Origin of the sequence: Amphibacillus jilinensis Y1, from assembly GCF_000306965.1 — a bacterium.
Taxonomy (GTDB): domain Bacteria; phylum Bacillota; class Bacilli; order Bacillales; family Amphibacillaceae; genus Amphibacillus_C; species Amphibacillus_C jilinensis.
The window spans coordinates 277,821-291,274 of record NZ_JH976435.1; the positions used below are offsets into that span (position 1 = coordinate 277,821).

Consider the following 13,454-nt stretch of genomic DNA (forward strand, 5'->3'; position numbering starts at 1 on the left):
CACTCTTTCTTCACAGCTTAGTGCTTTTGTGTTTTTTATGGTGATGGGAATCCCTTGTCGATTTTGACAAGGGATTTATCATTGCACGATAAGTGCGATAAGCTTTAAGTGCTACATAAGCTTTATGAGTCTTTCGGTTAATAGGTTAGCGGATTTAAATCAATAATGAAAATATGGTTTAATGCGTAGACTATAAAAAGATAGGCTTGTATACACCTAACACTTAATATATGAATGAAATAAAGGAGGCGATAAGATGAGTGGTCATGTCATACAACAAGCAGAAATATTGGTTACACCAATTTTAACAGAAATGAATTTAACACTGGTTGATATTGAATTTGTTAAGGAAGGAAAAAGTTGGTTTTTGCGTGTTTTTATTGATAAATCAGGAGGCGTAGACATTGAAGAATGTGGGCGTGTATCTGAACAGTTAAGTGAGCGTTTAGATGAGCAAGACCCGATTTCTGTACCTTATTATCTAGAAGTATCATCACCTGGAGCTGAGCGACCATTAAAAAAGCAAGAGGATTTACGTATGCATGTAGGTGAGCATATTCATGTTAAATTGTATGAACCGATTGATGGAGCAAAAGTGTATGAGGGCCGTTTGGTTACCTTTGATGAAAATGAGGTAGCTACACTTGAAGTGAAAGATAAAGCAAGAACTAAACAAGTTAAGATACCGTACAATAAAATGGCTAAGGCTCGCTTAGCGGTATCATTTAATTAAAGGGGGATCTATTGTGAGTAAAGAGCTTTTTGATGCCATTCATTATTTAGGTAAAGAAAAAGGTATTGATAAAGATGTTTTAATAGAAGCGTTAGAGGCTGCACTTATTTCAGCTTATAAAAAGAATTTTAAATCTGCTACAAATGTAAGAGTGGACCTTAATGAAGAAACCGGTAGTATGAAGGTTTTCTCACGTAAAGAAATTGTTGATGAAGTTGAAGATACCCAACAACAGCTTGGAATTGATGAAGCGAAAGCAATTGATCCAACTTATCAAGTAGGAGATGTTGTTGAGGTTGAAGTAACACCTAGAGACTTTGGACGTATTGCTGCACAAGCAGCTAAACAAGTGGTGACACAAAGAGTTAGAGAAGCAGAACGTGGCGTTATTTACAATGAATATATTGATCGAGAAGAAGATATCATGAATGGTATTATTCAACGTGTTGATTCTCGTTTTGTTTATATTGATTTAGGAAAGGTTGAGGCCAAATTAGCTGAACCGGAACAAATGCCAACTGAGAATTACCGTGTGCATGACCGTATTAAAGTATTTGTTACAAAGGTAGAAAACACCAACAAGGGACCTCAAATCTTTGTTTCCCGATCACATCCTGGTTTACTTAAACGCCTTTTTGAAACAGAAGTACCAGAAATTTATGACGGTATTGTCGAAATTCGTTCTGTTGCAAGAGAGGCTGGTGACCGATCGAAGATATCTGTTTATGCCCAAGATCCTGATATAGATCCCGTCGGTTCTTGTGTAGGTCAAAAGGGTCAACGTGTTCAAACGGTTGTAGATGAATTGAAAGGTGAAAAGATTGATATTGTTGAATATTCAGAAGATCCTATCGTCTATGTATCTAATGCGTTAAGCCCATCAAAGGTAACGAAAGTTATTGTTGATGAAACAGATAAGGCGACAACGGTGGTTGTACCAGACAATCAATTATCGTTAGCAATTGGTAAGCGTGGTCAAAATGCACGCTTAGCTGCAAAATTAACAGGCTGGAAAATAGACATTAAAAGTGAGACCGAAGCAAAAGAATTAGGTATTCTCACAAGCAATGTTCAGGGTGAAGAAAACGGTGAGCCACTTTTTAATGCGGATGAAGATTTATTTGAGTAAGGAGGAGCTTTATTATGCCTAAAAAAAATAAAAAAATTCCGTTGCGAAAATGTATTGTTACCCAGGAAATGAAGCCTAAGCAAGCATTAATTCGGGTAGTTAAAACAAAAGATGGGGATGTTTTTGTTGATCCATCTGGTAAGAAAAATGGACGTGGCGCCTATGTCTCTCATGATTTAAGTGTTGTCGATCAAGCAGAAAGTAGTCAATCAATAGAACGCCATTTTCAAGTTAAAGCGATAAAGGAAATTTATCAAGATTTAAGAAAAGTAATACAAGGTGAAGACGTTGAGTAACGAGCAAAAATATCTAAACATGATCGGTTTGGCGACAAGAGCCCGTCAAATAGCTGTAGGAGAAGACCAAATTATTAAAGCGATTAAACAAAGACAAGCCAAGCTTGTTCTAATCGCCAGTGATATTGGCCTTCAAACACATAAAAAGCTTACAGATAAGTGTAAGTTTTATCGTGTACCTTATCGGACAGTTGTCGATCGTGATACATTATCACATGCGATTGGTAAGGCTGGGAGAGTGGCTATTGCTATAACGGATGAAGGCTTTGCTGAGAAGATTTGCTCATTACTCGATTAAATAATATTCGGGGGTGACTGTATGGCTAAAGTAAGAGTATATGAATATGCCAAAAAGCACAATGTATCAAGTAAAGACGTTATTAATCAGTTAAAAGAGATGAAGGTAGATGTGACCAATCATATGTCAACGATCTCAGATGAGATTGTCACTAAGTTAGATGAGATTTATAGTAAAGACAACAAACAATCAAAACCTAGTCAAGAGAAAAGCTCAAATAATCATAAGACGCAAACGGCTGAAAAACAAGAGGAAACAAAGCCTCATTCATCTAAACAAGATGAAAAAGTGATTAAATATACGGGAACGTTAACCGTTGGAGATTTAGCTGAAAAACTAGGGAAAGATACAAGTGAAATCATTAAGAAACTAATGTTTTTAGGTGTTATGGCAACCAAAAATCAAGATTTAGATGATGATTCTATTGAATTAATTTGCGGGGAATACGGTTTAGCTGTTGAAAAAGAAGTACAGATTGAAAAGACAGATTTGCTTCAATATATTGAAGCAGATAAAGAAGACCAACTTGTTGAACGTCCCCCAGTTGTTACAATAATGGGTCACGTTGACCACGGTAAAACAACTTTGCTCGATTCTATTCGACATACTAAAGTAACTGAGGGAGAAGCAGGCGGCATTACTCAACATATTGGAGCATACCAAATTAAAGCAAATGATAAAAAAATCACGTTTTTAGATACACCGGGGCATGCTGCTTTTACAAGTATGCGTTCACGAGGTGCGCAAGTAACAGATATAGCAATCTTAGTTGTGGCGGCAGATGATGGTGTCATGCCTCAAACGATTGAGGCGATTAACCACGCGAAAGCAGCAGAAGTTCCAATTATTGTTGCGGTGAACAAGATGGACAAAGAAGGGGCAAATCCTGATCGTGTCATGCAAGAGCTTACAGAATATGAGTTAATTTCTGAAGACTGGGGTGGCGAGACTGTATTTGTTCAAATGTCTGCGATTCAAGGCGAAGGTATTGATGACTTGTTAGAAATGATTTTACTCGTCGCAGAAGTAGAGGAACTTAAAGCCAATCCGAATAAGCGTGCTGACGGTACAGTAATTGAAGCAGAACTTGATAAAGGGCGAGGTTCAGTAGCTTCTTTACTTGTTCAAAATGGTACCCTTCATGTTGGTGATCCTGTTGTTGTCGGTCATACATTTGGACGAGTAAGAGCTATGGTTAATGATTTAGGACGCCGTGTTAAAAAGGTGGGTCCATCTACACCAGTTGAGATTACTGGTTTGAATGAAGTGCCACAAGCTGGTGATCGTTTTGTTGTATTTAAGGATGAAAAGACTGCTCGTCAAATTGGCGAACTTAGACAACAGAAGCAAATTGAAGAGCGTCGTGGAAATCAATCAAGAGTGAGCTTAGAAGACTTGTTTGATCAAATCAAACAAGGCGAAATAAAAGATATAAATATTATCTTAAAAGCTGATGTTCAAGGATCTGCTGAAGCTTTGGCTGCTTCACTGAAGAAAATCGATGTAGAAGGTGTAAAGGTTAACATCATTCATACAGGCGTAGGGGCAATTAAAGAGTCAGATATTATTTTAGCCTCTGCTTCCAATGCTATTGTGATTGGTTTTAATGTTAGACCTGATAACAATGCTAAGAAAGCAGCTGAATCGGAAAATGTTGATGTTCGCTTGCACCGTATTATTTATAAAGCGATTGAAGAAATTGAAGCTGCAATGAAAGGGATGCTCGATCCTGAATTTGAAGAAAAGGTGATTGGTCAAGCCGAAGTAAGAGAAACGTTTAAAGTATCTAAAATCGGTACCATTGCAGGAAGTTATGTTACAGATGGGCGTATAACACGTGATTCTGGTGTACGAGTTATCCGTGATGGCGTTGTTATTTTTGAAGGTGAAATTGACTCACTAAAACGTTTTAAAGACGATGTTAAAGAAGTCGCTCAAAATTATGAGTGCGGTATTACTTTACAAAACTTCCACGATATCAAAGAGGGCGATGTTTTTGAATGCTACATCATGGAGGAAATCAAGCGCTAATGTTGTTATACGTTGACATCGAGTGTTTTATTTATCAATCTCATTCTTTGAAAGAGAAACGCTCAGTCTTAAAGCGTGTCATAACGCGACTTCAAAATAGCTTTAATATAACGATTAGTGAACTTGATTATCAAGATTTATGGCAACGTACAAGGATAGGAATAGCTACTATTTCTTCAGATCGTGTGCGTTGTGAACAAGTCATTGATGCCTGTTTAGCTAAACTTGACTCTTTTCCTGAAATAGAATGTCTACGTGTAGAACGGCATTGGTTCGGGTAAAGCTATACTGTATAGTAAGATATAGAAATTGAGGTGAGCGTTAATGAGTGAAATGCGTGCAAATCGTGTTGCAGAACAAATGAAGAAGGAACTAGGAGATCTCATAACAAGAAAGATCAAAGATCCAAGGGTTGGCTTTGTAACGATTACAGATGTAGAAGTGACAGGGGATCTACAACAAGCTACTGTATTTCTAACTATATTAGGAGATAAGCAGGAGCAGCAAGATACCCTAGATGGTTTATCTAAGGCGAAAGGTTTCATACGCTCAGAGATTGGGCATCGTATTCGTTTGCGAAAAACACCTGAATTGTTTTTTAAAATAGATGAAACCATTGAGACGGGTAATCGAATTGAGAAGTTATTACGTGATTTAAATCAGTCGGATCATTAACATTTTACTTCGCAAAACCCTTGTTCTATAATGAAACAAGGGTTTTGCTTTGCTTAATATATCATATGACATGTTTGGCAAGGATTTTAATAGCCGATAACGATAGAGAAGCTTTATTCTTTTACATAATAAATGCTATGAAGCAAGTTGGAGGAACAGTAATGAATGGTATTGTCCCATTATGGAAGCCTGCAGGGATAACATCACATGATTGTGTGATAAAATTACGTCGATATTTCTCAACAAAGAAGGTTGGACACACGGGGACGTTAGATCCTGAAGTTGAAGGTCTATTACCTATTTGTATAGGTGAAGCTACTAAAATTGTCCCTTATTTAACAAATACGACAAAGACATATCAAGCTGAGGTAACCTTAGGCGTGTCTACAGATACAGAAGATCAGACCGGGATGCCGACTGAACAGGTGAAAATAGACCAGTTAATCACTGAATCAGAAGTGAAAGAAACGCTCGTTAAGTTTCAAGGAGAGATTACTCAGCTTACACCACTTTATTCAGCAGTTAAAGTAAAAGGCAAGAAATTGTATGAATATGCCCGAACGAATCAGCCTGTTGAACGGCCAGTTAGATACGTATTCATTCATGCCATTAAATATCTAGAAAAAAGCCTAAACCAATCTAATGATAAGGTAAGCTTTGCTTTTGAAACAACGGTATCGAAGGGGACTTACATCCGTACGTTAGCTGTTGACATTGGGAAGGCATTAGGGTTTCCTGCCCATATGTCACACCTGGTTCGCACAGCTACTGCTAGCTTTGATCGAAGCCATGCAGTTACATTGACAGAGCTTGAACAGTTAAGTAAAGTAAATCAGCATACATCTGTTCTTTTACCTATTGAAGCAGGTTTAAAGCATCTTCCTACATTTGAGGTGAACCAACAATGGGCAGCGAAAGTTTTAACGGGGCAAAAGTTTAATCGCCCGAATGGATGGCAAGAAGACCAGCCTTATGTCATGATGTCATCAGGTAAGGTGTTAGCGATTTATTACGTTCATCCAACTAAACCAGAACAAATAAAGCCATTGCGTGTGTTTAAGCAGTAATGAGAAAGAGGTGAAAGCGATGGAAACCATCACGTTAACGTATCCGCACACCAACCTTCCAGATACAAATAATACATCTGTTTGTGCGATTGGTTTTTTTGACGGCATACATAAGGGGCATCAGAAAGTTATAGAGAGAGCTAAAGCTATTGCCGGTCAGAAAAATAAAAAATTAGCTGTTATGACATTTACTCCTCATCCATCAGCTGTACTTGAAAAAAATAATCGTCAAGTATCCTATTTAACACCACTAAAGCAAAAGCAAGCGATTTTGAAAAGTCTAGATGTTGATCTATTGTATATTGTTCAATTTGATTTATCTTTAGCTCAGCTTGACCCGCAATCATTTATTGATCATTTTATTGTTGATCTAAATATTTGTCACTTAGTTTGTGGTTTTGACTTTACATATGGCCATATGGGGAAAGGCAATGTGGATACTTTATTACAACATGCAAGTGAGCGTTTTGGTGTATCTATAGTTGGAAAGTATAGTGAAGATGATGAAAAGGTCAGTTCGACACGAATTCGTAAACTATTAGCTGAAGGGAAAGTTGATCTAGCTAAATATTTTCTAACAAGGCCCTTAACGACTGAAGGTAAAGTGGTCCATGGCTATAAAAGAGGAAGACAGATTGGCTATCCAACAGCTAATTTGGCGGTTGATCCTAAGCAAGCATTACCTCGAACCGGTGTGTATTATGTGAAAGTTGATATCAATCATCAACAATTGCATGGCATGGCAAGCCTCGGCTATAACCCAACTTTTGAAGATGACAAGGCCAAGGATAGGGTGAAATTAGAAGTGCACTTACTTGATTTTACTGGTGAACTTTACGACGAAACGCTAATTGTTCATTGGGAAAAATTTATTAGACCAGAATATAAGTTTGATGGTGTTGAGCAATTAATAACGCAAATTAACCAAGATGAAATTGAAATTCGTCAACTTTTTCAATGAAATCTGCTATAAGACTTGCAATTTGATTGAAAAAGCGTTAATCTATTTAACGGAAACCATCTACTTGGCAAAACGCTTCTCCAACGTTTGCTAGGGGATTGGGGATGTTTGAATATTAATAGGAGGTGAAACAAGGATGGCTATTTCACAAGAGCGTAAAAATGAACTTATTAATGAATTTAAAACGCATGAAAACGATACAGGGTCTCCAGAGGTCCAAATCGCTGTCCTAACTGCTGAAATCACAAGTTTAAATGATCACTTACGTACACACAAAAAAGATCATCATTCACGTCGTGGTTTATTGAAAATGGTTGGGAAACGTCGTAATTTATTAACTTATTTACGTAATAAAGACGTTACACGCTACCGTCAACTTATTGAAAAGCTTGGCTTGCGTCGATAACATACACAAAAGCGGGGGATTTCCCGCTTTTTCTGTATTCATATTTAATAAAACGGTTTCGAAAGACAAGTAGCTCCTAAGGTCCTTGCGCTCGATTCTGATCAAAGCGTTGTTAAGACATGCAACGTTTTGATCAGGATGGAGCAAGATGATGTTGATGCAATAGGATAAAGAAGCTATCTCTTTTGAACCGTTCATCGCGTTTGAATAAGTTATATTTGTCTGAGGTAAATTAACTTAATTAGCTTTTTATTTAATCTAACGTAAACGGTTTTAACGAGAGGGGTATAAAAAAGAATGACGAACAAACAAATATTTAAAACTGAAATTGCTGGCAAGCCGTTTGTTGTTGAAGTAGGAGAATTAGCCAAACAAGCAAATGGAGCTTGTATGATTCATTATGGTGACACCTCTGTATTAGCAACAGCTACGGGTTCAAAAGAACCAAAAGACTTACCATTTTTCCCGTTAACAGTGAATTATGAAGAGCGCCTTTATGCGGTAGGAAAGATTCCAGGTGGATTTATAAAGCGAGAAGGAAGACCAAGCGAAAAAGCGGTATTAACATCTCGATTAATCGATCGACCGATACGTCCACTTTTCCCTAAGGGATTTCGTAATGATGTCCAGGTTATCAGTATGGTTATGAGTGTGGATCAAAATGCGCCATCAGAAATTGCTGCGATGATTGGTTCATCTATTGCTTTAGGTGTATCTGATATTCCTTTTGGTGGACCAATTGCTGGAGTCATTGTTGGACGTGTAGATGGAGAGTTCATTATTAATCCGACGACTGAGCAACGTGAAAAAAGTGATATTGATTTAACTGTTGCCGGTACCAAAGATGCCATTAATATGGTAGAAGCGGGTGCGGATGAGGTTGCTGAAGATGTCATGCTTGAAGCAATTATGTTTGGGCATGAGGAGATTAAACGATTAGTGGCCTTCCAAGAAGAAATATATCAAGCTGTTGGAAAAGAAAAGATGGAAGTGAAGCTTTTCACTCTTGACCAAGACATCGAAGCGGCACTAGAAAAAACGGCAAAATCTCAATTGGTAGAAGCCATTCAAGTTGTTGAAAAACATGCGAGAGAAGAAGCAATAACTAACGTAAAAAATCAAGTGATTGAGCAGTATGAAGCAAATGAAGCAGATGAGGAAACGATTAGTCAAATTAAAGATATTTTAGAAAAAATGGTAAAAGATGAAGTAAGACGACTTATAACCAAAGAGAAAGTACGCCCAGATGGTCGTACTCCTGATCAGATTCGTCCTTTAACTTCACGTGTTAACCTCTTACCACGTACCCATGGTTCAGGATTGTTCACGCGTGGACAAACCCAAGCATTAAGTGTTTGTACACTTGGCGCATTAGGTGATGTACAAATTCTTGACGGATTGGATCTAGAGGAGTCTAAACGTTTTATGCACCATTATAATTTTCCTTCTTTCAGTGTTGGTGAGACAGGACCGATACGTGGACCGGGTCGTCGTGAGATAGGTCATGGGGCACTAGGAGAACGTGCATTAGAAAAGGTCATCCCTTCAGAAAATGAATTTCCGTATACCGTTCGTTTAGTTTCTGAAGTGTTAGAGTCTAATGGTTCAACATCACAAGCGAGTATTTGTGCTTCTACACTTGCAATGATGGATGCGGGTGTGCCAATCAAGGCACCAGTGGCTGGTATAGCGATGGGATTAGTTAAACAAGGTGAAGACTACACCGTATTAAGTGATATTCAAGGTATGGAAGACTTTTTAGGCGATATGGACTTTAAGGTTGCAGGTACTGAAAAAGGTGTAACAGCTTTACAAATGGACATTAAAATTGAAGGATTATCTCGTAATATTTTAGAAGAAGCTTTGCAACAAGCACGTGTAGGTCGAATTCATATTTTAAACCATATGGCAGAGGTCATTGCCACACCTAATGATGAATTGTCTGCTTATGCTCCAAAAATTCTAACCATGTCAATTAATCCTGATAAAATTCGTGATGTGATTGGGCCAAGTGGGAAGCAAATCAATAAAATCATTGAAGAAACCGGTGTAAAAATCGATATTGAGCAAGATGGTAAAGTGTTTATATCATCAACCGATCAGGCTATGAATGAAAAAGCTAAGAAAACGATTGAGGATATTGTTCGTGAAGTACAAGCTGGTGAAATGTATTTAGCTACCGTTAAACGTGTTGAAAAATTCGGCGCTTTTGCTGAATTATTCAAAGGAAAAGAAGGGCTGATTCATATATCAGAACTAGCGATCGAAAGAACGAACAAAGTAGAAGATGTCGTAAAAGAAGGCGACCAAATTATGGTTAAAGTTAAAGAAATTGATCGTCAAGGCCGGATTAATTTATCCAGAAAAGCGGTTTTACTCGAAGAACAAGAGAAGCAAAAGAAATCTGACTCGTAACTAAATAAAGCAAGTTCTTTACCACAAAGAAACCAATCTTGATCAGGAATGTTGTAAAATTGATCACGATTGGTTTTTTCTTATTCGCTTTTTTCATACCTTTATATGAGGGGGGGAATAAGGATGCGATATAAGGAATTGAGTAGCAAAGAAATTGTAAACTTAGAAGATGGCACGCGTCTAGGCGTGCTTGGACAAACTGATTTGGAAGTCGATCCTAAAACAGGGAAAATAAATGCCTTTATCATTCCAAGTTATAGCTTATTTGGAATGAAGCGTGATCAAAATGAAACGACGATTACTTGGAATCAAATTAAAAAGATAGGAAAAGACACCATTATTGTTCATCGCGCAAATAAATGATAAATGGAGCAAGTTAAATAATTAAAAAGCTGATCAGTCTAACTTGATCGGTTTTTTTATTACATATAACCGTTCGTAAAACAGGTACCTCTCAATAGCGCACAGGGATAAATCTATTTAGGAGGTAGATAATGGACGCTAATGGTCTGATAATTCACTTAACTAACAATCAGTAGGCGAAGAACAAAAACATCCACTGATTGAAGGTTTGTTTTATCTGAATTTTCCCTTGGTTGTATGACGTTTTACACAACTTATTGAGCGATCATGAATGGATGTTATAAGTATACAGAAATCCTTCGTATCTATCATTGTTAGATAAAAACCTATTTCGCCCTAACGATTGCACTGTCTACGTCTAGTCACATAATATAAAGAGAGATAACTGTCATTAACTATGTAACATTAAGAGGAAATGGAAGTGAGTGCGCAATGAATAGGAAATTACAAATAGCAATTATTGGTGGTGATGCTCGCTACTTAGAATTAATTAAAAAGCTAGCTGGTCACCCCTACTACCAAATTAAATTAATTGGCTATGATCAATTAGACCCTGGTTTTTTCAGTGTGAGCCATACAGATTTAACGCAGATTACACCAGAAACACTTGATGCTGTAATTTTACCGATCACCGGTATAAATGATAAGGGTGAGATAAATCCAGTTTTCTCAAGTCAATGCATTTCATTTCCTGAAGATTGGTTTGCAAGGCTGAATCAGCAGGCTTTAGTTTTTACTGGAATCACAACAACTTATTTAGATGAAGCGGTGAAAGAAAACCAAATTAAACTCTATCCATTAATGGAGCGGGATGATGTTGCAATTTATAATGCAATCCCAACGGCAGAAGGAACGATTTTATTAGCTATACAACATATGAAAATTACGTTGCACGAAGCCAATGTCATTATTCTTGGATTGGGGCGTGTTGGGTTAACGGTTGCTGACAAATTTGCCAAACTAGGGGCCAATGTCTGGGTTGGAGTAAGAAGTCCTAGTGACATAGCTAGAGCAAATGCACTGGGCTTTGGCGGCTTTCACCTTGATGGTCTCACAGCATATACTGAGAAGTGTGATCTATTGATTAATACCATTCCAGCACGGATTGTTGATAAATTAGTATTAAATACGTTAAAGACAGATGCTTTATTGATTGATTTGGCATCAAAACCAGGGGGCATTAATTTTGATTATGCTAGAGATAGAGGACTAAATACAATTCATGCATTAGGTTTACCTGCAAGGGTAGCACCAAAAACGGCTGGTGAAATATTAGCTAAGGTCATTGATCAATTGATCACAGATCATCAATAGAAAGTAGGTTGATTGCATCGTGTTAACAGACAAAAAGATTGGGTTTGGTTTAACGGGATCACATTGCACGTATGACCAAGTATTCCCGGTTATTGACAAACTAGTAGCCGACGGTGCAGATGTGTATCCAGTTGTGTCCTACACTGTTCAAAATGTTGATAGTCGTTTTGGCACAGCAGCAGAACATTTGCAAGTTTTAGAAGATAAAACAGGTCATACACCCGTTTCTTCTATTGTTGAAGCAGAAAAATTTGGCCCAGCTAATCCATTAGATGCGATGGTCGTAGCTCCTCTGACTGGTAATTCATTAAGTAAATTAGCCAATGCAATAACTGACAGCCCAGTACTAATGGCAACAAAGGCAACTATGCGTAATCAAGCCCCGGTCATATTAGCTATTTCTACAAATGATGCACTTGGACTAAATGGCGTTAATATAATGAGGCTTATGGCAACAAAGGGGATATACTTTGTACCATTTGGTCAAGATAATCCTTTTAACAAACCTAATTCACTTATTGCCAAAATGGACTATTTACAAGACACGATAGAAGCTGCATTAGAGAACAAACAATTTCAACCCGTTATCACCACTTATTAAACAGTATTTAAGCTAAGATTTAATAAATAACTTAAATCGAACATCCTCTTCTCCATAAGAATATGTTAAAATAGAAATTACAATTTATTTCGCTTGTGGAGAGGGGATTTTTATGTCAAATTCTAAATTATATAATATTGCGGTCGTAGGAGCTACAGGGGCCGTTGGGCAGAAAATGTTAGAAACTTTAGCCAAAAAAGACTTTCCAATTGGTCAGCTAAAACTCCTATCTTCTAGTCGATCAGCAGGAACGAAAATTAAGTATAAAGACGAAATATATACAGTTGAAGAAGCAACACCCGAGAGCTTTGAAGGTATAGATATAGCGCTATTCTCAGCGGGTGGATCAGTATCAAAACAACTTGCTCCTGAAGCAGTTAAAAAGGGAGCTGTAGTCGTTGACAATACAAGTGCATTTCGTATGGACGAAAATGTACCACTTGTGGTTCCAGAAGTTAATGAAGAAGATATTAAGCAACATAAAGGTATTATTGCAAACCCAAATTGTTCAACCATTCAAATGGTAGCAGCATTAAAGCCACTGCAAGAGCAATATGGTTTAAAACGTGTGATCGTCTCTACTTACCAAGCTGTTTCTGGTGCTGGGGCGGAAGCGGTTGAAGAATTGAAGGATCAAGCTGAAGCTTTCTTAGCTGGTGAAGATTTAACAGCGCATTTATTACCAGTAAAAGGTGAGAATAAACATTATCCAATCGCTTTTAACGCCTTACCACAAATTGATGTGTTTCAAGAAAATGGTTATACATTTGAAGAGATGAAAATGATTAATGAAACGAAAAAAATACTACACGACGATGCGTTAAATGTTGCAGCAACTTGTGTTCGATTGCCTTTCTTTACTTCTCATGCAGAAAGTGTCTATGTTGAAGTTGATAAGGAAACATCTGTTAAATCATTGCAAACCCTGTTAAGCGAAGCGCCAGGGATTACGTTAGCAGACGATCCTGACAAGCAAATTTATCCAACACCACTTGATGCTGCAGGAAAGTCAGATGTTTTTGTTGGAAGAGTTAGACGGGATTTAAATTATCATAATGGCTACCACATGTGGATTGTTTCAGATAATTTATTAAAGGGAGCAGCGTGGAATTCAGTGCAAATTGCTGAATCACTGATTAACCATAACTGGCTCTAGATTTGAGGT

Annotated in this window: 15 protein-coding genes; all 15 read left to right on the plus strand. The window is 37.5% G+C overall.

Annotated elements, in window-relative coordinates:
* Window positions 1-256: 256 nt before the first annotated feature.
* The 15 genes from rimP (at window position 257) to B494_RS0108335 (ending at window position 13,445) form a co-directional block, all read left to right on the plus strand.
* Window positions 257-733 carry a ribosome maturation factor RimP gene (gene rimP / locus B494_RS0108265; RefSeq protein WP_017471922.1) on the plus strand — a complete coding sequence of 159 codons (477 nt, stop codon included), beginning with the start codon at window positions 257-259 and terminating at the stop codon, window positions 731-733.
* Window positions 734-746: 13 nt separating this feature from the next.
* Window positions 747-1,862, plus strand: coding sequence for a transcription termination factor NusA (gene nusA, locus B494_RS0108270; protein ID WP_017471923.1), 1,116 nt, complete (start codon window positions 747-749; stop codon window positions 1,860-1,862).
* 14 nt (window positions 1,863-1,876) lie between these two features.
* Window positions 1,877-2,158 carry an RNase P modulator RnpM gene (gene rnpM / locus B494_RS0108275; protein ID WP_017471924.1) on the plus strand — a complete coding sequence of 94 codons (282 nt, stop codon included), beginning with the start codon at window positions 1,877-1,879 and terminating at the stop codon, window positions 2,156-2,158.
* Window positions 2,151-2,456 carry a YlxQ family RNA-binding protein gene (locus B494_RS0108280; RefSeq protein WP_017471925.1) on the plus strand — a complete coding sequence of 102 codons (306 nt, stop codon included), beginning with the start codon at window positions 2,151-2,153 and terminating at the stop codon, window positions 2,454-2,456. Before rnpM ends, B494_RS0108280 begins: the two co-directional genes overlap by 8 nt.
* A gap of 21 nt (window positions 2,457-2,477) precedes the next feature.
* A complete protein-coding gene (gene infB / locus B494_RS0108285) occupies window positions 2,478-4,487 on the plus strand; it encodes a translation initiation factor IF-2 (RefSeq protein ID WP_017471926.1) in 2,010 nt (669 codons plus the stop codon).
* Entirely contained in the window at window positions 4,487-4,768 is a 282-nt protein-coding gene (locus tag B494_RS0108290) for a DUF503 domain-containing protein (RefSeq protein WP_017471927.1), read from the plus strand. Before infB ends, B494_RS0108290 begins: the two co-directional genes overlap by 1 nt.
* Before the next feature lie 43 nt (window positions 4,769-4,811).
* Window positions 4,812-5,162, plus strand: coding sequence for a 30S ribosome-binding factor RbfA (gene rbfA / locus B494_RS0108295; protein WP_017471928.1), 351 nt, complete (start codon window positions 4,812-4,814; stop codon window positions 5,160-5,162).
* A gap of 161 nt (window positions 5,163-5,323) precedes the next feature.
* Window positions 5,324-6,229: a tRNA pseudouridine(55) synthase TruB gene (truB, locus tag B494_RS0108300; protein WP_017471929.1), complete on the plus strand. Its 906-nt coding sequence runs from the start codon at window positions 5,324-5,326 to the stop codon at window positions 6,227-6,229.
* Window positions 6,230-6,248: 19 nt separating this feature from the next.
* The gene (locus tag B494_RS0108305) at window positions 6,249-7,190 is read left to right on the plus strand and encodes a bifunctional riboflavin kinase/FAD synthetase (RefSeq protein WP_017471930.1); all 942 of its coding nucleotides are present in this window, start codon (window positions 6,249-6,251) and stop codon (window positions 7,188-7,190) included.
* A 136-nt stretch (window positions 7,191-7,326) separates the two neighbouring features.
* Window positions 7,327-7,596: a 30S ribosomal protein S15 gene (gene rpsO, locus B494_RS0108310; protein WP_017471931.1), complete on the plus strand. Its 270-nt coding sequence runs from the start codon at window positions 7,327-7,329 to the stop codon at window positions 7,594-7,596.
* 297 nt (window positions 7,597-7,893) lie between these two features.
* Complete coding sequence (gene pnp, locus B494_RS0108315) at window positions 7,894-10,011, plus strand: polyribonucleotide nucleotidyltransferase (RefSeq protein ID WP_017471932.1); 2,118 nt, start codon at window positions 7,894-7,896, stop codon at window positions 10,009-10,011.
* 123 nt (window positions 10,012-10,134) lie between these two features.
* The gene (locus tag B494_RS0108320) at window positions 10,135-10,374 is read left to right on the plus strand and encodes a YlmC/YmxH family sporulation protein (protein ID WP_017471933.1); all 240 of its coding nucleotides are present in this window, start codon (window positions 10,135-10,137) and stop codon (window positions 10,372-10,374) included.
* A gap of 432 nt (window positions 10,375-10,806) precedes the next feature.
* Complete coding sequence (gene dpsA / locus B494_RS0108325; protein WP_017471934.1) at window positions 10,807-11,688, plus strand: dipicolinate synthase subunit DpsA; 882 nt, start codon at window positions 10,807-10,809, stop codon at window positions 11,686-11,688.
* A gap of 16 nt (window positions 11,689-11,704) precedes the next feature.
* A complete protein-coding gene (locus B494_RS0108330) occupies window positions 11,705-12,289 on the plus strand; it encodes a dipicolinate synthase subunit B (protein WP_026065194.1) in 585 nt (194 codons plus the stop codon).
* A gap of 112 nt (window positions 12,290-12,401) precedes the next feature.
* Window positions 12,402-13,445, plus strand: coding sequence for an aspartate-semialdehyde dehydrogenase (locus tag B494_RS0108335; RefSeq protein WP_017471936.1), 1,044 nt, complete (start codon window positions 12,402-12,404; stop codon window positions 13,443-13,445).
* Window positions 13,446-13,454 lie beyond the last annotated feature (9 nt).

What these genes read in the sequence shown, in the direction of transcription:
- rimP (WP_017471922.1), top strand. Translation starts at nt 257, where the DNA reads ATGAGTGGTCATGTCATACAACAAGCAGAAATATTGGTTACACCAATT.
- rnpM (WP_017471924.1), top strand. Translation starts at nt 1,877, where the DNA reads ATGCCTAAAAAAAATAAAAAAATTCCGTTGCGAAAATGTATTGTTACC.
- infB (WP_017471926.1), top strand. Translation starts at nt 2,478, where the DNA reads ATGGCTAAAGTAAGAGTATATGAATATGCCAAAAAGCACAATGTATCA.
- B494_RS0108290 (WP_017471927.1), top strand. Translation starts at nt 4,487, where the DNA reads ATGTTGTTATACGTTGACATCGAGTGTTTTATTTATCAATCTCATTCT.
- rbfA (WP_017471928.1), top strand. Translation starts at nt 4,812, where the DNA reads ATGAGTGAAATGCGTGCAAATCGTGTTGCAGAACAAATGAAGAAGGAA.
- truB (WP_017471929.1), top strand. Translation starts at nt 5,324, where the DNA reads ATGAATGGTATTGTCCCATTATGGAAGCCTGCAGGGATAACATCACAT.
- B494_RS0108305 (WP_017471930.1), top strand. Translation starts at nt 6,249, where the DNA reads ATGGAAACCATCACGTTAACGTATCCGCACACCAACCTTCCAGATACA.
- rpsO (WP_017471931.1), top strand. Translation starts at nt 7,327, where the DNA reads ATGGCTATTTCACAAGAGCGTAAAAATGAACTTATTAATGAATTTAAA.
- pnp (WP_017471932.1), top strand. Translation starts at nt 7,894, where the DNA reads ATGACGAACAAACAAATATTTAAAACTGAAATTGCTGGCAAGCCGTTT.
- B494_RS0108320 (WP_017471933.1), top strand. Translation starts at nt 10,135, where the DNA reads ATGCGATATAAGGAATTGAGTAGCAAAGAAATTGTAAACTTAGAAGAT.
- dpsA (WP_017471934.1), top strand. Translation starts at nt 10,807, where the DNA reads ATGAATAGGAAATTACAAATAGCAATTATTGGTGGTGATGCTCGCTAC.
- B494_RS0108335 (WP_017471936.1), top strand. Translation starts at nt 12,402, where the DNA reads ATGTCAAATTCTAAATTATATAATATTGCGGTCGTAGGAGCTACAGGG.